Source organism: Alteraurantiacibacter lauratis (assembly GCF_037154155.1).
Lineage (GTDB): Bacteria > Pseudomonadota > Alphaproteobacteria > Sphingomonadales > Sphingomonadaceae > Alteraurantiacibacter > Alteraurantiacibacter lauratis.
The window spans coordinates 1-20,721 of record NZ_JBANRN010000021.1; the positions used below are offsets into that span (position 1 = coordinate 1).

16 protein-coding genes are annotated in these 20,721 nt (G+C 64.2%); 10 read left to right on the plus strand and 6 right to left on the minus strand.

Annotated features, from left to right (window positions below; genetic code table 11):
- The first annotated feature begins 133 nt into the window (after nucleotides 1-133).
- From WFP39_RS14670 to WFP39_RS14690, 5 genes are all read left to right on the plus strand, one after another.
- Nucleotides 134-670 (plus strand): hypothetical protein, encoded by a 537-nt coding sequence (locus WFP39_RS14670; protein WP_336920605.1) that lies wholly within the window; start codon nucleotides 134-136, stop codon nucleotides 668-670.
- 371 nt (nucleotides 671-1,041) lie between these two features.
- Entirely contained in the window at nucleotides 1,042-1,503 is a 462-nt protein-coding gene (locus tag WFP39_RS14675; protein WP_336920606.1) for a hypothetical protein, read from the plus strand.
- Entirely contained in the window at nucleotides 1,500-2,849 is a 1,350-nt protein-coding gene (locus tag WFP39_RS14680) for a terminase (protein ID WP_336920607.1), read from the plus strand. The genes WFP39_RS14675 and WFP39_RS14680 overlap by 4 nt, the downstream gene beginning before the upstream one ends.
- Nucleotides 2,850-2,912: 63 nt before the next feature.
- Nucleotides 2,913-3,692, plus strand: a complete 780-nt coding sequence (locus WFP39_RS14685; protein ID WP_336920608.1) for a hypothetical protein — start codon at nucleotides 2,913-2,915, stop codon at nucleotides 3,690-3,692.
- On the plus strand, nucleotides 3,689-4,000 hold the full coding sequence (locus WFP39_RS14690) for a hypothetical protein (RefSeq protein ID WP_336920609.1): 312 nt from the start codon (nucleotides 3,689-3,691) through the stop codon (nucleotides 3,998-4,000). Before WFP39_RS14685 ends, WFP39_RS14690 begins: the two co-directional genes overlap by 4 nt.
- 656 nt (nucleotides 4,001-4,656) lie before the next feature.
- Here WFP39_RS14690 and WFP39_RS14695 read toward each other — a convergent pair.
- Nucleotides 4,657-5,688, minus strand: coding sequence for a serine/threonine-protein kinase (locus WFP39_RS14695; protein ID WP_336920610.1), 1,032 nt, complete (start codon nucleotides 5,686-5,688; stop codon nucleotides 4,657-4,659).
- Nucleotides 5,688-6,164 (minus strand): hypothetical protein, encoded by a 477-nt coding sequence (locus WFP39_RS14700; protein WP_336920611.1) that lies wholly within the window; start codon nucleotides 6,162-6,164, stop codon nucleotides 5,688-5,690. The genes WFP39_RS14695 and WFP39_RS14700 overlap by 1 nt, the downstream gene beginning before the upstream one ends.
- A gap of 394 nt (nucleotides 6,165-6,558) precedes the next feature.
- Here WFP39_RS14700 and WFP39_RS14705 point away from each other — a divergent pair, with 394 nt between their 5' ends.
- Nucleotides 6,559-8,124 carry a tyrosine-type recombinase/integrase gene (locus WFP39_RS14705; RefSeq protein WP_336920612.1) on the plus strand — a complete coding sequence of 522 codons (1,566 nt, stop codon included), beginning with the start codon at nucleotides 6,559-6,561 and terminating at the stop codon, nucleotides 8,122-8,124.
- A 100-nt stretch (nucleotides 8,125-8,224) separates the two neighbouring features.
- Here the strand turns inward: WFP39_RS14705 and WFP39_RS14710 are convergent, their stop codons facing one another.
- Nucleotides 8,225-8,623 (minus strand): hypothetical protein, encoded by a 399-nt coding sequence (locus WFP39_RS14710; RefSeq protein WP_336920613.1) that lies wholly within the window; start codon nucleotides 8,621-8,623, stop codon nucleotides 8,225-8,227.
- Between the two features lie 283 nt (nucleotides 8,624-8,906).
- Between WFP39_RS14710 and WFP39_RS14715 the strand changes: the two genes are divergently transcribed.
- From WFP39_RS14715 to WFP39_RS14730, 4 genes are all read left to right on the plus strand, one after another.
- On the plus strand, nucleotides 8,907-10,187 hold the full coding sequence (locus WFP39_RS14715) for a TolC family protein (RefSeq protein ID WP_336920614.1): 1,281 nt from the start codon (nucleotides 8,907-8,909) through the stop codon (nucleotides 10,185-10,187).
- Nucleotides 10,187-11,434 carry an efflux RND transporter periplasmic adaptor subunit gene (locus tag WFP39_RS14720; protein WP_336920615.1) on the plus strand — a complete coding sequence of 416 codons (1,248 nt, stop codon included), beginning with the start codon at nucleotides 10,187-10,189 and terminating at the stop codon, nucleotides 11,432-11,434. The genes WFP39_RS14715 and WFP39_RS14720 overlap by 1 nt, the downstream gene beginning before the upstream one ends.
- Nucleotides 11,424-14,633, plus strand: a complete 3,210-nt coding sequence (locus WFP39_RS14725) for an efflux RND transporter permease subunit (RefSeq protein ID WP_336920616.1) — start codon at nucleotides 11,424-11,426, stop codon at nucleotides 14,631-14,633. Before WFP39_RS14720 ends, WFP39_RS14725 begins: the two co-directional genes overlap by 11 nt.
- Nucleotides 14,634-14,738: 105 nt before the next feature.
- Nucleotides 14,739-17,195: a heavy metal translocating P-type ATPase gene (locus WFP39_RS14730; RefSeq protein ID WP_336920619.1), complete on the plus strand. Its 2,457-nt coding sequence runs from the start codon at nucleotides 14,739-14,741 to the stop codon at nucleotides 17,193-17,195.
- A 103-nt stretch (nucleotides 17,196-17,298) separates the two neighbouring features.
- On the opposite strand, the gene WFP39_RS14735 is transcribed toward WFP39_RS14730, so the two are convergent.
- Genes WFP39_RS14735 through WFP39_RS14745 form a run of 3 tightly spaced genes read right to left on the minus strand, consistent with a single transcriptional unit; the run spans nucleotide 17,299 to nucleotide 20,611 of the window.
- A complete protein-coding gene (locus tag WFP39_RS14735) occupies nucleotides 17,299-17,766 on the minus strand; it encodes a DUF411 domain-containing protein (protein ID WP_336920617.1) in 468 nt (155 codons plus the stop codon).
- Entirely contained in the window at nucleotides 17,763-18,251 is a 489-nt protein-coding gene (cueR, locus tag WFP39_RS14740; protein WP_336920618.1) for a Cu(I)-responsive transcriptional regulator, read from the minus strand. Before cueR ends, WFP39_RS14735 begins: the two co-directional genes overlap by 4 nt.
- Nucleotides 18,248-20,611, minus strand: a complete 2,364-nt coding sequence (locus tag WFP39_RS14745; protein ID WP_452039025.1) for a heavy metal translocating P-type ATPase — start codon at nucleotides 20,609-20,611, stop codon at nucleotides 18,248-18,250. The genes cueR and WFP39_RS14745 overlap by 4 nt, the downstream gene beginning before the upstream one ends.
- Nucleotides 20,612-20,721 lie beyond the last annotated feature (110 nt).

Sequence of the window (20,721 nt, forward strand, 5' to 3'; positions counted from 1 at the left end):
TCTCCTGCTTCAGCGGAGACACTCTGAATCAATACACGCACTGAATTTCAAGAGGCTGATTGGGTTTAGACCCTAGGCTTCGTTTCGCGAATAGGTAGAACAGTCTCTTGGTATGGACGTGAGGAATTGCCGAATGGCGAAGCAAAAACCGGAAGGGGACTTGGTCGCCTATCTCAAGGAACATCTGAAATATGAGCGCGACATGCTACGCTTCACATATGGAATGCTGTTCCAGACGGAGGACCTTGGCTGGTGCGCCATGTTTGAATCATTCGGTATCCACGCACGGAACCTATATGATTTCCTGAGGCATGAAGGCAGCGCGACGAACACGGTGCGGGCCGATGATTATGTGCCCGGCCGCAAGAAGCCTTCTGCCTCGAACGGCGACGGCAAGCTCAACGGCTCGTTCTTCCATCTTTCAACGTCGCGCCTCGCCAACAAGCCGGTGAGCCTCACGGACGCTATCGCAATCGGCGGCTGGATCGACAAGGAATGGGCTGCATGGACCGAGCAGCTTCGGGAGCCATTCAAGGCGCTGGTTGACGCCTATCCCGCTTGTCCTGCGCCCACTTCCGGCATTGTTGCTCGCTCGCCATCGGCAACCAATCACATCACCACGACCAGCTCCACGGTTGTCTTCGGCGGCAGCGAGCAGCGCGGGGGTTGATGCCTCTCAATCCCCGCGCCAACTCCCGCGAAAAGCGCGGCGGTTGTTGTTCGTCCCTTACCCATAGGGGAACAACCGCCGCGCGGTAGTTGCGGGTGCTGGAACACCCGCTACAACTACCGCCATTTTCGGCGGTTTGTGTTCCCTATGGGTGGTGCAAGGGACTTTGGGGGAACGCCCGCACCAGCGATCCCGGCCCTTCCGCCGCTAAAAAGAGAGAGGGCTTGGGGGCAATTTCCGCGTGTCGTACCACAATGCGCGACGGTGCTCCCCCGACGCTCCCCCTGCCCGACCATCGCGGTGGCAAGGCCCTGTAAACCCGCCGAATAAGCCCCCAAGCGCACAGCCTTCATAAGGCTATGCTCCGGGCCATGAGCAGCAAGAACGCCCTCACCACACGCACTGGTCGCGGCAAAACCGCCCCGGTGACGATCACCCAAGACGGGTTGGAAGTGATCGAAGCCATGGCTGCCGAAGGGCAGGACCAGCGCACCATTGCCAAGCGGCTGGGCATCGACCGCAAGACCCTCGATGTGATCCGCAAGGCCCGGCCTGAGGTGGACGAGGCCTTCGAGCGGGGGCTAGCCGCCCTGGGTGACGAGCTCACCCACCACCTGCTGAACGCGGCCCGCAACGGCAACATCGTGGCGATGATCTACCTCACCAAGGCCCGGCTCGGCTGGCGTGAAGGTGACGCCCCCGAAGCGAAGCCAAACATCACCATCAACCTGCCCGACAGCCAGACCCCCGAGGCCTACATGCGGACGATCCGCGTGGTGGAAACGGCGGCTGCCGAGGCCACGGCCCTGCCCCGAGCGGAGGCCATCCGATGATCGAAGCCATCACCCCGACGCCCTACCAGTCCACCCTGCTCTCGGTCCCTGAGAAGTGGAACCTGCTGCTCGCTGGCGGCCGTGGTGGCGGCAAGTCGATGGGCGCGCTGCTCGTCGTCCTGCGCCATGTCGAGAAGTACGGCTCGCAGGCCCGGCCGCTGATCGTGCGCGAAACCCACAAGGCCGTGACCGAGCTCGAAGAGCAGCTCGACGGCCTGCTGACCGCCGCCTACGGAAAGGGCGTCCGCCACAACCGCGCCGAGCACACCTTCCGACTGCCCAACGGGGCCATCGTGGAGTGCGGCCAGCTCGACGGCCCGAACGCTTACAAGAAGTTCCAAGGCCGCTCGTTCACACTGCTTGTGATCGACGAGTTCGGCCTTGTGCGTGACCGTCGCTGGGTTGACCTTCTCAAGTCCAACCTGCGCGCGCCGGAAGGCATCCCGCTCCGGGAGGTTCGCACTGCCAATCCCGGTGGGCCGCTCCATGCGCTGATCCACCAGAATTACATCGCCAAGTCGGTCGCCTGGCATCCCTACGAGGTCGATGGCGAGGTGTGGGTCAACTGCCCGTCCACGCTGATCGACAACCCGCACCTCGACCATGCCGACTATGAGCGCCGCCTTCGCGCTGCCTGCGGCAACGACGAGGAGCTGTTCCGGGCCTGGGTGAACGGTGACTGGAATATCGCGCGCGGGGCCTACTTCGGCAGTGCGCTAGACGAGCGGGTCCATATGCTCCCGGTCGCATGGCCCTATCCGGTGGACCGGAAGGCGTGGCGGCCGTTCATTGCAATGGACTGGGGCTCGTCTGCCCCGTCCGTCACCTATGTCTGCCTCAAGGCCCCCGGCGATGTCGGCCCGTTCCCCAAGGACAGCCTGATCCTGCTGGACGAGCTCGCCACGGTGGACCCGAACGACCCCAACCTTGGGCTCGGCTGGCCCCCTGGCAAACTGGCCGAAGCCATCCATGAGATGTGCGGCCGCTGGGGTGTGCATCCGCATGGCGTGGGAGACGACGCCAAGGGCTTGGAGGACACGTTGCTCAACGTGCTGCAACGCCACGGCATCAACCTCCAGCGCCCCCGGAAGGAGCGCGTGGCGGGCTGGGCCGCGATGCGCGAACGGCTGTTCAACGCCAAGGAGCGGAACGGCCGCCCTGGCATGTGGATCACGGGCCGGTGCCGCTATTTCTGGCAGACCGTCCCCTTCCTTGAGCGGGACCCCTCCCGGCCTGAGGACGTGATGACCGACGGCCCCGACCATGCCGCCGACGCAGCCCGATACGCCGTCATGCACGCCAACGTCCGCTGGGGAACCAGCCGCGTTGCGTCAGGCCACTACTGAGAAAGGACCCCAATCATGCCAACCCCCTTTGACGACCCGGTGCCCGTCCGCGCCGATGTTCCCATGACCCTGCACCCCGACAGCCTCTTGGGCATCGGCCGGGCTCTGAACCAGCCCGACACCCTGGGCATGTCCGCCTTCTCCGCTGCGCGGGAGGGGCTGCGGCTCTGCTATGACCTGTTCGGCAAGATGAACGACGCCGAGCTGCACTTGCAGGCCATCGCGGAACCTGCCCGCCGTCGCCAGCATCCCGCCGAGAAGGGCGGTCGGACCGAGGTGAGCGGCAATGTGCGGATGGTGAACGGCAAGCCGACGCGCGTTGTGGATGCGGACGAGTTCGTTACCGCTGCCGAGCGGGCCTTCGCCCGCGTCGGCCCCGCAATCGACCGGCGCGTGAAGGAGCTGGAGGGCTACCGCGAAACGCTTGCCAGCCGCGTTGCCACCGCGCTCGACCACCCCACACGCAAGACCCCCGAAGGGCTCGCCCTGGCAGCCGAGGTCCGGGCGCATATTAAGGGGCTCAAGAAGCCCGAACAGCGGATGCAATTCGTGGCGACGGCCATCGAGAGCGGCGACGTGCCAACCGTGGCGGCCGTCCTCCACGCTCAGCCGTTTCTCTCCGGGCTTGATCCCGCCACCCATTCGACGCTCCGGGCCCGTGCTGCCGCCAAGTTCGCTCCGGTGGACAATGCCCAGCTCGAAGCGACAGAGGCCGCGATTGCCCATGTCACCGCGTCGGGCTCCACCCTGGTGAAGCGTTTCGGGGAAGTCGTCGCGCTGCGGAACGCCCCGGCCGCGAAGGCGGCCAAGCGCCTCAAGGCCCTTGGGGACACAGGCCAGTGAGCGATCCTGTTTCTGCGATGCTGGCCGACGGCTGGGTGGCGCGCCACGGCACCGGCCCAAAGCCGGAAACGGCACACGAGCTGGGCGCGCGGCTGGTGCAGGAGGCCCGTGCTAAGGCGCTGGCGCGCGCCCTGGGGGACCTCTCGCGCGGCTTCGAGCCTCACCAGGTGGACCTCGACCTGTTCAACGGCGATCCGCACATGAACCTGCGCTACCTCGACGCGCGGGACGAGGCGCTGGCACTGCATGGGGACGACCTCACCTGGCAGCCCGAACCGGAACCGGAGCTCGACGAGGGGGCCGAATGAGCGAGCCCCGGATTGCCGAGCTGCGCTTCGCGCCGAAGCGCCTCTCCCCCTGGGCAGCTCTGCGCATGGGCATGACCTACGAAGAGGCCCGCGCCGTATTGGGCCCCGGCCCCAGCCGAGAGTTCGTGACCCGCGTTCGCCGGGGACAAATCGTGTTCCAGCCGCCGCTCGAAGTGGCCGGGCGGCCGGTGCTGCCTTCGTCCGGCCCAACACGGCCGGAGCCCGCGCGCATCAGGTATGTCAACCAAGCGGCGGCCACCGTGCGGCCCTGCCTCCGGTGCCGCAAACCCTTCGAGAGCAGCGGGCCTAGCAACAGGATGTGTGACCGGTGCCGGGGCTGCGACGTGAGCCCCTACGCGCTATGAAGGTTGACATTGGTCCACAAGTGATTCACGGTTTGTTCACAGCTTGTCCCCACTATGAAGGGGAGGTGGGACGATGAAGCGCAAGTCATCCAATCTAGGCGTGAGCCTTCCGACATGCCGGTGCTGCGGCAATTATTGGCGACCGCCTCAGGGCGTGAACGCCAGTGCCGCATATTGCAAGCGATGTGCGAAGGAGCGGCGGGCGAAGGCCACAGCCGCACTGGGTCTGAAACGGATTACGTCGGCAGACCTGAGCGGCAGCTTCCTCTTGCCCAGGCGGTTCAGGTCGAGCTAGGCCCCGAAGAAAGCGCGCAGCTCTGACATTGCTTGGGTCTGTCCGACCACGCCGTCAGACCCACCGAGAGCGCGCGAACGCCCAGCGCCCAACGGCTCGCTCCATGCCCGCCAGCGATGCTTGCGTTGAGATATCCGTTCCCATTCTACCTGTACCCGGCGCTGCCCCTTGACCTGCTCCCAACGGACGAGCTCCGACTGGACGCTAGTAGTCCAAACGGGGTCAATCGGCAGCGCGGCAATCCCCGTCAGGGCTTGGCCCGCATTCTGGTACCGACCTGCGGGATTATCGTTCAGCATCTTGCGGATGACAGTGCGCCACGCCTTCGGAATATGGGGCAACCACTTGAGGGTATCGACGAAACCGCCAGCAGGCACGACGAGCTGGGCGTTCGGGGCCTCCTCGTACCAAACCTTGCCATGCAGTAGCCGGAACAAGGTCATACCGAGCGCCCATATGTCGGTCTTGGGGCTCGTCCCATTGCCGTGCCAGACCTCGTAGGCGATGTGATCGCTATACCCGGCCTGCGAGCCGTACCCTAGGATCAGCTCGTCGGTCACAAGACCAAAGTCTCCGAGCTTCGCCACACCCATTGCATCGAGCAGAATGTTGGCGGGCTTGATGTCGCGATGGAGCATCTGCCGAGTGTGCAGAGCGCCCAAGCCGAGCAGCACTTCGGTCGCCACTTTCCTGGTGGCTGGCAGTGCCATGGGCCCTTCATCAAATTTCGCCTGCAACGATCCGCCGGGGCAGAATTCCATGCAGATGACGATGCTGTTGCCGCCGTCACCTTCCACCACGTGATGCACTTGGACTACGTTGCGGTGTGTTGCCTTTGATAGATGCTGCGCTTCATTGAGAGACCCGCACTTGTACTTCTGCCAGGCGGCATCGTCGTGATGTGCCTCGCGGCTCAAGACCTTCACCGCCACGTCGCCATGGGCTGGGTCAATGCCCTTAAACACTTGGCCGAAGTGGCCGTTACCGATCTTGTCGCCAAGCTGGAGGCCAGAGACGTACTCTGCCATCACGAGTTCCTTGCGGCGATCAGGAGCATCGCGACCTCGCGGCTCATTTTCCTCAGCTTCCCGCCCGCCGTCTGTTCATCCCAGAACGCATCATCGGCGACGTAGTCGTCCACGTTACGCTCTCCATAGGTCCTGCTCACCACGCCCTTGGTGAGCTGCTTGACCGGACAGACCGAGCCCGCTGCGGCAATGACCACGCCGCGAACCTCGGCGCTCTGCAACATCCCGAGCTTCGCAGCACCCTTTCCCATAACGGCGCTCGCCTTCACCACTACGCCGTCGATGTGATTCTCTCGAAGGTAGTCGGCGCACTGTTGATGCAGGACGTTGTAGGCAGCGGCGCGGTCGCCCTTCTGGACCTTCCAAGTGTCATCGGCGAGCACAACAATGGGCGCGTCATCATCATCAGGGATTTCGGCATCGACATAGATCACGCCTTCTTTCGAGGCGCTGAGCCCCAGCCACCGCTTCGTCATTGAGAACCCCCAATTATTTCGAGGTGACCTGATACAACGCAGGAGCTGAATGAGGAAGAGAAGGGGAACAGGCGCTGGGGATAGCGCGCAAATCTGCTCCCCGGAGTACTCCCCCGAGGGGAGCCCGAAGGGCCAATATCGCTGCTAAGTTATTGGAAAACTGGAGCGGGCGAAGGGATTCGAACCCTCGACCCCAACCTTGGCAAAATTGCATCAGCACTTTTCTATACCGCGCCAGAGCCCGCCATTCTACGATTAAAGCTATGATTTCTCTGTTGTTTTCTACCCCCTCCTACGCTATATATGACCAAGAGGAAACCCACATTTTCCGTCTGGCGTTGTAGCCCGGTTGTAGCCCGAAATTGGGCTGAAACCCGCAGAAAGACAGAGAAAAATGGCAAAGCAGTCCGAAGTCAAGCTCACGAAAACGGTGGTTGACGCTGCGGAGCCGCGCGCCAAGCGTTATGTGCTGTGGGACAGTGATACCAAGGGCTTTGGCGTTCGCATCGGCGTGAGCGGCGTCAAAACCTTCATCGTCAAGTATTTGGCAGAAGGTGGTGGCCGGAGCGCGCCGCAACGCTTTTTCACGATCGGACAATTCGGCCCGCTCACGGTCGAGTTGGCGCGCAAGCGGGCCAAGGAAATCGTGGCCTCCGCGCTCATGGGCAAAGACCCGGTTTCGGAGCGCAATGCCAAGCGCAAGGAAATGCGGATGAGCGCGCTGATCGACCTGTATGAAGCAGAGGGCTGCTTCATACAGCGCGGCAAGCGCCAGGGTCAGCCGATGAAGCCACTGACCAAGCAATACACCATTGCCCGGCTGCGCCATCATGTCGTTCCGCTGCTCGGCAGCAAGCGCGTGACAGAGATCGGCGCGGCCGACATCGAGCGGTTCTTCCGCGATGTGGAGGCCGGCAAGACAGCGAAGAACGAGAAGACGGGGCCGCGCACGCGCATCATCGTAAAGGGCGGCAATGGCGCGGCCCGCAAGGTGTTCCGCGATCTGTCGGCCGTGTTCAGCTTCGCCAAGCGGCATGAGATCGTTGCGGCCAATCCCTGTGAAAAGGCCGTGGTGAACAAGTCCGACAACAAGCGCACGCGCTTCCTGACGCTTGAGGAAGTTTCGCGCCTCGGTGCGGCCTGCGACGCATTGGAGGCCGAGGGCGTCAACATCAAGGCGCTCAATATCACCCGGTTGTGGGTGCTGACCGGCTGCCGCCGCAATGAAATCGCTGAGCTGAAATGGGATGAGGTCGATCTGGAGAACGCCCTGCTCGTTCTCGATGACAGCAAGACCGGCAAGTCCATCCGTCCGCTCTGCTTGGCGGCGGCGACCTTGCTCAAGGGCGTCGAGAAGGTGGACGACACGGATTATGTGTTCCCAGCCGACGAAGGGGACAGCTATTTCCAGGGGACCAAGAACATCTGGCCCAAGATCGTGAAAAAGGCCGAGCTGCCTGGCGTCACTCCGCACACGCTGCGCCACACTGTCGGGGCGACAGCGACCTCGAACGGCGAGGCGCTCGCACTGACTGGCGCAATCCTTGGCCATGCCAATCTGCGCTCGACGATGATCTATGCCCATGTGCAGCATGATCCGTCAGTGAAGGCCGCCAATCGCGTCGGTCGTCGGATTGCCTCAGCGCTCGCGGGCGAGGTCAAGCCTGTCTGCGGTAAGCGCCGCAAGCGGGCCGATCCGATCCCAATCATGAAGGCGGCTCCCGAGAGACCCGCCTTGTTGCCGGATGCGGAATGGGACGCGTTAACCGAGCTTGCCATGCTGCCGGCTGGAGAAACTGGTTTCCTCGCTTCGGCCAGCGATCCGGCATTTCTCATGCTGGCGAAGCGTAGTTTTGCGGAGTGCCAGCCGGGTCCAAATGGGGCGCTGGCTTGGTGGCGGATTACCTCGGTCGGTAAGATCCTGATCGACACTCAGGCTGAGCGTCGCGCAGCGGCTTAACCGCGACTAGGCGCCTTTACGCCGCCGAAAGCGCTCATGAAAACCCCGATCGATAGCGACAGGAGCTTGCCCAGTTCCCCGCAGACAACACCACAGGGTGCTACAATGTCAGCGCCTTTGCTCCAATGCCGATACTTGAGGATTTGCGGCCGTTGCTGAAAGAGAGGTGGCAATGGCGGTGGTGCCGAAACGGCAGAGAGCTGGTGCGATTGAGCGGTTCCGGTTGCCAATAGATACTGCGTCCGCCCGTTTTCTGCACGATGCTTGCCTTCTTGCGTGGGTTGGCTATGCTTTTAGAGTTGTGCTGAAGCTGTCCCAACATCCGCTCTCCAGGCTTTTTTCGATGCTTAGCATTGCCCTGATGTTCGCCTTTGCGAATGCCTCGGTGGCAAACGCCGTCGATCATGTGCAGCACCAAGCAAGTGTAGCCGGCGATCACGACCACCTTCCGTTCAGCAAGATCGTTTTCGAGACTTGCGAACAGCATCACGCTCATCATTCAATGCACTCGAACGATTGCGGCGATGCTCCCGATCATAAGCCAGGAATTGGACACCATCACCACGTTGATAGTGGCTCGGGATTGCCGGCTCCTTTGGCGCAAGGATCGGGATGGGTATTTTCCGAGGCTCAATCCTGGCGCCCGGCGGCCGATGGCCGTATGTGCGGTTTCCTGATCCACGGTCTCGAACGACCTCCGAAGAGCAGCGCAATCCGCATCTGAGCCGCTGCGCCGCTTGAGGCGCGGCTTATGCCATGCCTGCTCGTGAGGCCGATTTGTCATGTTTTCCATCTTTGTTGCGCGTCCTTCGGCGCGCTTGCGACGCGCGCTTGCGATAGGCGCGGCGCTCGCTGCTCTGTCCGCTCCTTCCACCGGAGCGGCCCAAGCCCTGAGTTTGTCCGAAGCACTCTCAAGGGTTGCGAACGGCGATCCGATCGTGGCGGCAAATGCCGCACGGCTCCAGGCGGCCGAGGCCGCAATCGCACAAGCTGACGTGCGGCCGCGCGATGTCATCGGGGTCGAACTTGAGAACTTTGCTGGCACCGGGCCGTATTCGCCGATTGATCGTTCGGAAACGACGGCCTGGTATGAGCGGACCTGGGAGCGTGGCGGCAAGCGCGAGGCACGCATCGGAGCCGCCCGTTCCGAACTTGGCATCGCGTCCGAACGCAGTCGCCTGCGAATGCTGGATTTGCTGGCGCAGGTTCAGGTTGCCTGGGTCGAAGCATTGGCCGCTGAGGCTGCCATCGCAATAGCGGAACAACGTCTTGCGGACGCTCGGCGCGTAGAGGCTGAAGTCGGCCGCCGCGTTGGGCGAGCACTTGATCCCCTGTTCGCGGCTGAACGCGCCAGGACGGCCGTGGCGGAGGCCCGGATCGCCCTCGACCAGGCCCGCGAGACCGCGCGTATCGCTCGGGCCACGCTCGCGGCCTATTGGGGTGGCACGGCCGACTATAGCCTCCCAACGGAACCGTTTGGCATCCTTGAATCAACCCCAGCTCAAGCTGATGCCAGTCCCGACCTTGCTCTGCTCGATGCCGAGCGCGAGGCAGCAGGGGCACGACTGCGCCTCGCCGAGACAGGCAATGTCGGCGATCCATCCGCTCGCGTTGGTGTGCGTCATTTCGGCGAGGGCAACGACGTGGCCATTATGGTTGGCGCGTCTATCCCGCTAGGCAACCGCGCGGCCAATCGCGGCAATGTCGCACGCGCTCAAGCCGAAACCCAGGCGGCCGAAGCCGAGATTGCCGTGGCCCGTGTCCAGGTCGAGCGTGAGATAGACCGGCTCGTGGCAGAGCGTGCCGCGATCATGACCGAGGCTGCTCGGATCGAGCAAGAGGTGTTGCCGAGCGCCGAGCGTGCGGTGGTGCTGGTGCGCGACGGCTTCGCGCGTGGCGGCACCGCTTTCACTTTCCTCGAAGTAAGTCAGGCCCAGCAAGCAGTGATCGACGCGCGATCCCGCCGGATCGAACTGCTGCGCCGATACCATCTGGCGGGCGCGCGGCTCGACAGGCTGACCGGCCGCCATGCCCCCTTCCTTTCCAGCGCGGAGATCCGCTGATGAGACGATCAATTCTAACGACGGGCGCCCTGTTCGCCTGTGTGCTGCTCGCCGGATGCGGCGATGCCCCGAAGACCGACGATCATGGCGAACACGCGCATGAGGCCAACGAAGACGAGGAGCGCGGTCCGCATGGCGGACGGATGCTGCGCAACGGCGACTTCGCGCTCGAAATCACGATCTTCGAGGATGGCGTGGAGCCTGAGCTGCGCGTCTATCCCTATCGTGGCGGCAAGCCGCTGGCGCCGGATCAGGTTCGTCTCGCGATCGAGTTGGGGCGTCTCGGCGGTCAAACCGACCGCTTCGCCTTCCAGCCTCAGGAGGGTTTTCTGCGCGGCAACGGCGTCGTCACCGAGCCGCATTCGTTCGATGTGCGTGTGCGGGCTACGGAAGGCGGGCGCACGCACAACTGGTCCTACGCTTCCTATGAAGGACGCACGACGATCTCCGCACAAGCGGCGCAGGCCGGCGGGGTGCAGATCGAACGTGCCGGGTCCGCGACTGTCGCCGAACTCATAGACATGGGTGGCAGGATCGAGATTACGCCGGAAGGCCGGGCCGATGTGCGTGCCCGCCTGCCCGGTCAAATCATGTGGATGACCGGCCGCCTTGGCGAGACCGTGCGCCGAGGCCAGACGCTCCTCCGCGTGGAATCCAGCCATTCGCTCCAGACCTATGCCGTCACCGCGCCGATCAGCGGCGTGATCATCGAGAAGAACGCCAACGTCGGCGACACGACGGGCGACCGCGCCTTGTTCGTGATCGCAGACCCGACCAACCTTCACGCGGAGTTCTTTGTATTCCCTCGGGATGCCGAGCGCGTCCGGGTCGGGCAGCGGGTGTCCGTGCGGAGCCTGTCGGGCGAGGCGCGGATCGAGGCCCCGGTCGAGGCGATCCTGCCGACCGCCGATGTCACCAGCCAGACGCTGATGGCGCATGTCCATCTTCCGCCAAGGGCGGCGCAATCCTTCCGTCCCGGCATGGCCGTGGAAGGGTCGTTCGCCGTTGCCGAGGCTCAGGTGCCGTTGGCGGTGCGAACGCGGGCGATTCAGCGCTTCCGCGATTTCGAGGTGGTCTATGCCAAGGTCGGCAACACCTACGAGGTGCGGATGCTGGAGATCGGGCGCCGCACGCCCGAATGGACCGAGGTGCTAGGCGGCCTGGAGCCGGGCACCGAATATGTGACCGATGGCGCTTTCCTGATCCGCGCCGACATCGAGAAATCGGGGGCCAGCCATGACCATTGAGGCCGTTACCCCCGAGCGCCGGGGGATGCTCGAACGCATTCTCGCGGCGGCTATCCGTTTCCGCTGGGCGGTCCTGGGGATCGTCGTGCTTCTGTGCGCGATCGGCATCTGGAGCTTCCAGCGCCTGCCGATCGACGCGACGCCCGACATCACCAACGTCCAGGTGCAGATCAACAGTGAAGCACCCGGTTTCTCCCCGCTGGAGGCCGAACAGCGCGTAACCTTCCCCGTCGAGACCGCAATCGCAGGGATGCCGGGCCTGCAATATACTCGCTCAATCTCCCGCTATGGCCTCAGCCAGGTAACGGCGGTGTTCGAGGACGGCACCGACATCTATTTCGCGCGCCAGCTCATCAACGAGCGGCTCCAGACTGCACGCGGCCAGCTTCCCGAAGGCGTCGTGTCCGAAATGGGGCCGATCGCGACGGGCCTCGGCGAAATCTTCATGTATGTGCTGGAGGCCGATCCGAACGCGCGCAAACCGGATGGCAGCCGCTACACGGCCGAAGACCTGCGCACCTTGCAGGATTGGGTGATCCGTCCGCAGCTTCGCAACACCCCCGGCGTCACCGAGGTTAACAGCATCGGCGGCTACGAGCGGCAATATCATGTGACGCCGCTTCCCGAACGTCTCTCCGCCTATGGGCTGACCCTGAACGACGTGGTGGCCGCGCTGGAACGCAACAACGCCAATGTCGGTGCGGGCTACATCGAACGCTATGGCGAGCAATATCTGGTTCGCGTGCCCGGACAGGCATCGGGCATCGACGATCTCCGTTCGATCATCGTCACCAATCGAGGCGGGGTGCCGATCCGTATCGCCGATGTCGCCGATGTCGGCCTGGGCGAGGAGCTGCGCACCGGCGCCGCGACCGAGAATGGCGAGGAAGTGGTCCTTGGGACCGTCATGATGCTGGCCGGCGAGAACAGCCGGGTCGTCGCGCGCGCGGCGGCCGAACGGCTTGAGGAAGCGGCCAAGGCCCTGCCGGGGGGCGTTCGCGCCGTGCCGATCTACGACCGCACGGATCTTGTCGACCGCACCATCAAGACGGTCGCAACCAACCTTGCCGAGGGCGCGCTGCTGGTGATTGTCGTGCTGTTCCTGCTGCTCGGGAACATCCGTGCCGCGCTCATCACGGCGGCAGTCATTCCGATTTCGATGCTGATGACGATGACCGGAATGGTGCGCGCAGGTGTGTCAGGCAATCTCATGAGCCTGGGTGCGCTCGACTTCGGCCTCATCGTCGATGGCGCCGTCATCATCGTCGAAAACTGCCTGCGCCGCTTCGGTGAGGCGCAGCATCGGTTGGGGAGGCTGCTCACACGCGACGAGCGTTTCTCGCTTGCCGCGTCAGCCAGCTCGGAAGTCATCCGGCCGTCGCTGTTCGGCGTCACGATCATCACTCTGGTTTATGTGCCGATCTTCGCGCTTACCGGCGTTGAAGGAAAGATGTTCCATCCGATGGCGATTACCGTTGTGATGGCGCTCACGGCCGCTCTGCTTCTGTCATTGACCTTCGTGCCGGCGGCGGTTGCGATGTTCGTCACGGGCAAGGTGGAGGAGAAGGAAAGCCGGCTGATGCGCGGCGCACGGCGTCTATACGCGCCTGCGCTCGACGCGGCCCTGCGGCTCCGCGTCGCCTTCGTGGTGGGCGCAGTGGCGCTCGTGGCGATAGCCGGCTTCGGCGCCTCGCGGATGGGCTCGGAGTTCATCCCCAGTCTCGACGAGGGTGACGTGGCGCTCCACGCGCTGCGTATTCCCGGAACCAGCCTCAGCCAGGCCGTCGCCATGCAGCGGACGCTGGAACGGCGCTTGCTGCAATTTCCGGAGGTCGAACGGGTGGTGTCGAAGATCGGCACGGCCGAGGTTGCGACCGATCCGATGCCTCCTTCTGTGGCGGACACATTCGTTTTGCTCAAGGATCGCTCCGAGTGGCCCAATCCAAGGAAGCCGCGAGCGGAGCTGGTCCGCGAGATGCAGGAAGCGGCGAATGAGATCCCTGGCAACAATTATGAGTTCACCCAGCCGATCCAGATGCGGTTCAACGAACTGCTGTCCGGCGTTCGTGCCGATGTCGCGATCAAGGTGTTCGGAGACGATCTCGATCAATTGGTAGAAATCGGCGAAGCCATTGAGGAAACGGTCAGCGGGATTGAGGGCGCTCAGGATGTGAGCATCGAGCAGGTCACGGGCCTGCCGATCCTGCAAATCACACCTGATCGGACGGCGTTGGCGCGGCTTGGTCTGAATGTCGGTGACATTCAGGATGTCGTGGCTGTTTCCATCGGCGGCGTGCAAGCGGGCGAGATTTTCGAAGGCGACCGGCGTTTTCCGGTTGTCGTCCGGCTTCCCGAGGACGTTCGCTCGCGTGCCGACGAGATCGGCCGCCTGCGTATTCCGCTCGCCACGAGCACGGATGCGGCCCCTCGAAACTTCGTGCCGCTTGCCGACGTGGCCCGTGTCGAGGTCGTAACCGGGCCGAACCAGATCAGCCGCGAGGACGGCAAGCGGCGGGTGGTCATCGCGGCCAACGTGCGTGGACGTGATCTGGGCTCGTTCATCGAGGAGGTGCGCGAGAAGGTTGGTGCCGAAGTCGAAGTGCCGTCTGGCTATTGGGTGAGCTATGGCGGCACGTTCGAGCAGTTGATCTCCGCGGCCCAGCGTCTTCGGATCATGGTCCCGATGGTGCTGCTGCTGATCTTCGGACTGCTCTATGGCTTGTTCCGATCGTTCAAGGATTCGGCAATCGTGTTCTCCGGGGTGCCATTGGCGCTGACCGGCGGTGTTGCCGCACTGCTGATCCGGGGACTGCCGTTGTCGATCTCAGCCGGGGTCGGCTTTATCGCCCTGTCGGGGGTCGCAGTTCTGAACGGGCTGGTGATGCTGAGCTTCATCCGTCAGCTTCGCGCGGACGGGATGGACCTCGATCCCGCGATACGCGAGGGCGCGCTGACGCGCCTGCGGCCCGTTCTGATGACGGCGCTGGTCGCAAGCCTCGGTTTTGTGCCGATGGCGTTCAACGTGGGTGCGGGCGCGGAAGTGCAACGTCCGCTCGCAACGGTTGTGATCGGCGGCATCATCTCCTCGACGATGCTGACGCTGCTGGTGCTCCCCGCCCTCTATCGCATCGTCCACGGTCGCGCCGCCCCGAACGAAAGCGGCTTCGCATCCTCCAACACGGCGCCGGAGAAAGCCTAAGCCGTTGCCACTCCCACGCACTACCCCCGGCGCGTGGGAGACCGGAAAGGGACACTCAGGCGAACCGATGCAGTCGAGTTCTCCCGCAAGACAGGAATATGCCCGATGACCAAGACACTCCAGCTCGACATTCCCCTGCTGCTGCCTGATGTCGCCGACGCCTCGGACGCCTGTGTCGGCCGCCTGATCGCGGACCTCAATGGGCGGCCGGGCGTCGAGCAGGCGCATGTCGTTCCCGCTAGGACCGACGCTCCGGCGCAGCTTTGCATCCATTACGACCCCGACACCCTGCCGCTGCCGCGCATCCGCGAGATCGTCCAAGGAGCAGGCGCGGCGATCACCGAACGCTTCGGTCATGTGCTGTGGCCGGTCGAAGGCATCGTCCACCAGCGCCGCGCGCGCACGGTCGGCGACCGGTTGCGTGCCCTGCCGGGCGTGATGGAAGCGGAAGCGAACGCTTCCGGGCTTGTTCGGGTCGAGTTCGATCGCGCGGCGATGTCCGAGCAAGCGATCCGCGAAGCGCTCACCGGCATGGGCGTAACCCAGCGCCTCGCGGCGGCGGCGGCCAAGCCCCCGGCAAGAGGGCATGAGGATCATGATCATGCGCATGGCGGCATCCTGGGCGCCAATACCGAACTGATTTTCGCGCTGGTCTGCGGCGCGCTGCTGCTGGCGGGCTTCGTGATCGAGAAGCTGGTATCCGCCGCGCCGGACTGGCTGCCGACCGCCTGCTACGTCGCGGCCTATGGCTTCGGCGGCTTCTTCACGCTGCGCGAGGCGATCGACAATCTCAAGCTGCGCAAGTTCGAGATCGACACGCTCATGCTCGTTGCCGCCGCAGGCGCGGCGGCGCTGGGTGCGTTCGCCGAGGGCGCGCTGCTGCTGTTCCTGTTCAGCCTTGGCCATGCGCTGGAACACTATGCGATGGGCCGCGCCAAGCGGGCGATCGAGGCCCTGGCTGAGCTTGCGCCGCGCACTGCCACAGTGCGGCGTTCGGATAGCATAACGGAGGAAATCTCGGTCGATGCGCTGAAGGTCGGTGATACCGTCGTCGTCAAGCCCGATGCGCGCGTGGCGGCCGATGGCTTTGTGATCAAGGGCACCAGCGCCATCAACCAAGCCCCCGTTACCGGCGAGAGCATTCCGGTCGACAAGCAGCCTGTGACGGACCATGCGGCGGCGCGTGCCAATCCCGATCGGGTCGATGCCGCTAGCCGCGTGTTCGCCGGCACCATCAACGGCAGCGGACTCATTGAGATCGAGGTGACGCGCCTGTCAAACGAAAGCACGCTCGCCAAGGTGGTCAAGATGGTGAGCGAGGCGGAGACGCAAAAGTCGCCGACGCAGCGGTTCACCGATCGCTTCGAACGGGTTTTCGTGCCGCTCGTCCTCGTGCTGGCGGTGGTGCTGCTGTTCGCCTGGGTGGTCGTGGACGAGCCGTTCCGCGACAGTTTCTACCGTTCGATGGCAGTGCTGGTGGCGGCAAGCCCCTGTGCGCTTGCCATCGCCACACCCAGCGCGGTCCTTTCGGGTGTGGCGCGTGCGGCGCGTGGCGGTGTCCTCGTCAAGGGTGGCGAACCTCTTGAACTGCTCGGTTCGCTCGATGCGATCGCTTTCGACAAGACGGGCACGCTTACCAAGGGCGAGCCGCGCATCCAGCAAATCATCACCGCGCCGGGTGTGGACAGGCAGGAGCTAATGGCGATTGCGGTGGCGGTTGAAAGGCTAAGCGATCATCCGCTGGCACAGGCGATCGCTCGGGACGGAAGGGATGGGGTTGGCGACTATCCAATTCCGCAAGCCGACAACCTGACAAGCCTCACAGGTCGCGGTGTCTCGGCCCGCGTCGGGAAAGACGAGGTTCTTATCGGCAAGCCGGGGATGTTTGGCGCTGATGGCATCGCCCCCCTGTCCCCGGCGATGGTTGAGGCAATCGAGCAACTGCGCGAGGGCGGGCAGACCAGCATGGTTGTGCGCCAGGGGGACCGCGACCTTGGCGCGATCGGATTGCTCGACACGCCTCGGGAGACGGCCAAGGCCGCGCTTCAGCGGCTGCATGAGATCGGCATCAAGCGGATGATAATGATCTCCGGCGACCATCAACGGGCGGCCGAAGCGATCGCGCGTGAAGTCGGGATCGACGAAGCATGGGGCGATCTCATGCCGGAGGATAAGGTGGCGGCGATCAAGAAGCTGCGCGCCGAAACCAGGGTCGCGATGGTCGGCGATGGTGTCAACGATGCGCCAGCGATGGCGACTGCCACGGTCGGCATCGCTATGGGTGCAGCAGGTTCGGACGTAGCGCTGGAGACAGCCGATGTGGCGCTGATGGCCGATGACCTCTCGCATTTGCCATTTGCGGTGCGCCTCAGTCGCACCACCCGCTCGGTGATCCGGCAGAATGTGTTTGTAAGCCTTGGCATCGTCGCTTTCTTGGTGCCGGCGACAATTCTCGGACTTGGCATCGGGCCGGCTGTTGCGGTGCATGAGGGATCAACGTTGCTGGTCGTGTTCAATGCGCTGCGACTGTTGGCTTATCGAGATCGGAGCTCTGGTGTCTGAGTTACCGCAAGTCGTTCTCGGTTGAACGAGTGCGATGATCGGGCTGCGGCCAACTCCTACATCTGTTTGCTGCTGCTAGATGCGGGCAGTTTAGCCCAGCAGCTTAATGACGGGCGAATACGCTCCTGCCTGAAGTCGTGAACAGGATCACCTCGTAAGGCTCCTGCCTACCGTCGATTTCCATGCCGGGCGAGCCGAGCGGCATGCCGGCCACCGCGAGGCCGGCGGCGGCCGGTCGCTCGCGCAAAAGGCGATGCACATCCTGGGCCGGAACGTGGCCTTCGATAGCATAGCCGTCGACGAGGGCTGTGTGACAGGATTGCAGGTCGGCCGGCACGCCGAGTTGGGCTTTGAGCGGCGCCAGGTCGTCGACAAGCCTGTCATTGACCGTGAAACCGGCCTCGCGCATGTGCGCGATCCAGTCGCCACAACAGCCGCAACTTGGAGAGCGGGAAACGTCGATCACCGGCTGAGCGGTAGCGGCCGAGAGCCACGGCACGGCAATTGCGACGGAGCCAGCAGCGCCGATTGCGCCGAGGACGAGCAGCTTGCGGCGGGACAATGCGGTCATGCGAGGTTTCCTTTCGTGTTTTTGCGGGCTGGCGCTCGTGGCAAGCGGTGGCGGATCGCGTTCGTCGGCGGTTTCGTTGGACGGCTGCCCTCTTCGTTTGGGCTTTCGAGATCGGTGAGGATCGGACAATCCGGCCTCTCGTCGCCCGCACAGCACTCGGCCAGATGCTCAAGCGTTGCGGCCATTTCCTCCATTTCGGTGATGCGCTGACGAAGGTTGGCGATGTGAGCGAGTGCGATCCGCTTGACGTCGCTGCTCCTCCGCGATCGGTCGCGCCAGAGCTGAAGCAGCTCGTTGATCTCTGCGGTGGAAAAGCCGAGGTCGCGCGCGCGACGGATGAAGCGCAGCATGTGGATGTCGCTGGCCCCGTAGTCGCGGTAGCCGCTTTCTGTGCGCCCGGCCGATGGAATGAGACCGATCTGCTCGTAGTAGCGGATCATCTTGGCGCTGACGCCCGATAGGCGTGCCGCCTCGCCGATGTTCATGCGAGCCTCCCGTCGATTACGGCACGCTGGGTGCCGTCGCTGGCCTGCATTGCCGGTTCCGGGGATGTGGCGCGGGCGTGCGCGCCCGATAGCGGCGCTCGGAAACGGCGCAACCGCAAGGCATTGCCGAGGACGAAGATGCTGGACAGCGCCATCGCCCCCGCCGCGAGCACTGGCGACAGCAGAAGACCGAAAACCGGATAGAGCACGCCGGCCGCGACCGGGATCAGCAGCGTATTATAGGCGAAGGCCCAGAACAGGTTCTGGCGGATATTGGCGATGGTCGCCTTGGACAGTGCGAAGGCGTTGGCGACGCCTTTGAGGCTACCTGACATCAACACGACATCGGCCGCCTCGATGGCGATGTCGGTGCCGGTGCCGACTGCAAGCCCGACGTCGGCCTCCGCCAGCGCTGGCGCGTCATTGACGCCATCACCGACGAAGGCGAGCCTGCCGTGCTCGGCCTTGAGCCGGCGCACGGCCTCGACCTTGCCCTCGGGGAGCACTTCGGCGGCGACTTCGTCGATTCCGAGCCGCCGTGCAATAGCCCCAGCCGTGCGCGCATTGTCGCCGGTAATCATCGCGATCTTGAGGCCGAGGCGATGTAGGGCGCCGATGGCCTCGGGCGTGGTCTGCTTCACGGGGTCCGAGACGGCGACGATGGCCGCCAGCACGCCGTCGATCGCACCATAAAGCGGCGACTTGCCCTCCTCTGCAAGCCGCGCGGCGGTCGCGGCAAAGGGCGCAACGTCTAGGCCCAGGCTGCGCATGAAGCGGTCGGCGCCGATCTCGACGCGCGTGCCTGCGACCTCGGCGCGCACACCAAAGCCGGTGACGGACTCGAATCCGGCAACGTCGAGCCTTTCGAGCCCATCCGCCTCGGCCGCGGCCACGATCGCCCGCGCGATCGGGTGTTCGGACTTCGCCTCGACGGCGGCGATCCGCGCAAGCACGTCCGCGCGGGTGAATCCTTTAACCAGCTCCAAATCGGTGAGCGTGGGCTTGCCCTCGGTAAGCGTGCCTGTCTTGTCGAGCGCCACGATCTTGATGTCTTGCAAGAGCTGGAGCGCCTCGCCCTTGCGGAACAACACCCCAAGCTCGGCACCGCGCCCCGTGCCGACCATGATCGAGGTCGGTGTCGCGAGCCCCATTGCGCACGGACAGGCGATGATCAGGACTGCGACCGCGTTGACCAGCGCGAAAGTTAGGGCCGGCGTGGGTCCGTAGGCGACCCATACCGCGAAGGTCAGCGCCGCGATTGCCATGACGGCGGGCACGAACCACATGGTCACACGATCGACCAGCGCCTGGATCGGCAGCTTGGAACCTTGCGCTTCCTCGACCATGCGGATGATCTGTGCCAGCATGCTCGCCTCGCCAACTGCGGTGGCGCGCAAGGCGAGCGCGCCGCGCTGATTCACGGTGCCGCCCACAAGCGAAGCGCCCGGCGACTTGAGAACCGGGATCGGCTCGCCGGTGATCATCGACTCATCAACATAGCTCTCGCCTTCGAGCACCTCGCCATCGACAGGCACGCGCTCGCCTGGGCGCACCTCGACAATGTCGCCCGTCGAGATCTCGGCAACGTCGAGTTCGACCACGCGGCCCTCGCGGCGCACACGGGCGATTTTTGGCTGAAGTCCGACAAGTCGCTTGATCGCCTCGGAAGTGCGGCCCTTGGCGCGCGCTTCGAGGTAACGGCCCAAGAGGATCAAGGTGACGATGACGGCGGCCGCTTCATAATAGACGTGGACCGAGTCCGGCGGCAGGAGACCAGCGGCGAAGGTCGCGACCAGCGAATAAGCATAGGCGGCGAAGGTGCCGACCGCGACCAGCGCGTTCATGTCGGGCGCGAGTCTCGCGAGCGCGGGCAGTCCCTTGCGGTAAAAGCGCAGACCGGGGCCGAACAGCACCAGCGTCGTCAGCGCGAACTGGAGATACCAATTCGCCTGCATGCCGATGGTGCGCATGATGAGGTCGTGAACCGTCGGGACGAGATGGGAGCCCATTTCGAGCACGAGCAGAGGCGCGGTCAGAATGGCGGCGATGGCAACATCGCGCTTGAGGGCAGCGGCGCCGGCGTCCCTGCGCGCAGCGGCTGCGCCGTCCTGTGCGTGATCGAGACCAAGGGGATGTGCTTCATATCCTGCGCCTTCGATGGCGCGAATGAGAGCGGCCGTGTCGGCGGCACCTTCGACAGTGGCGCGTTCGCTCGCCAGATTGACGCGCGCGGCGGTAACGCCCGGCACCGAGGCGAGCGCCTGTTCCACCCGTCCGACGCAAGAGGCGCAGCTCATGCCCTCGATCGCCAGGTTGATGGAAGCGCCGTTCCGCGAGTGCATGTTTGATCGAATGTTCACGGACGTTTCCTTCGATAACCCGTTGGCTTGCTCCTAGGCTTCGTGGACAAAGCTTGACTGCGGACACGGTCGCTGATTCAAGGCTGGCTTTTGGAGGCAGTCTTGGGCGA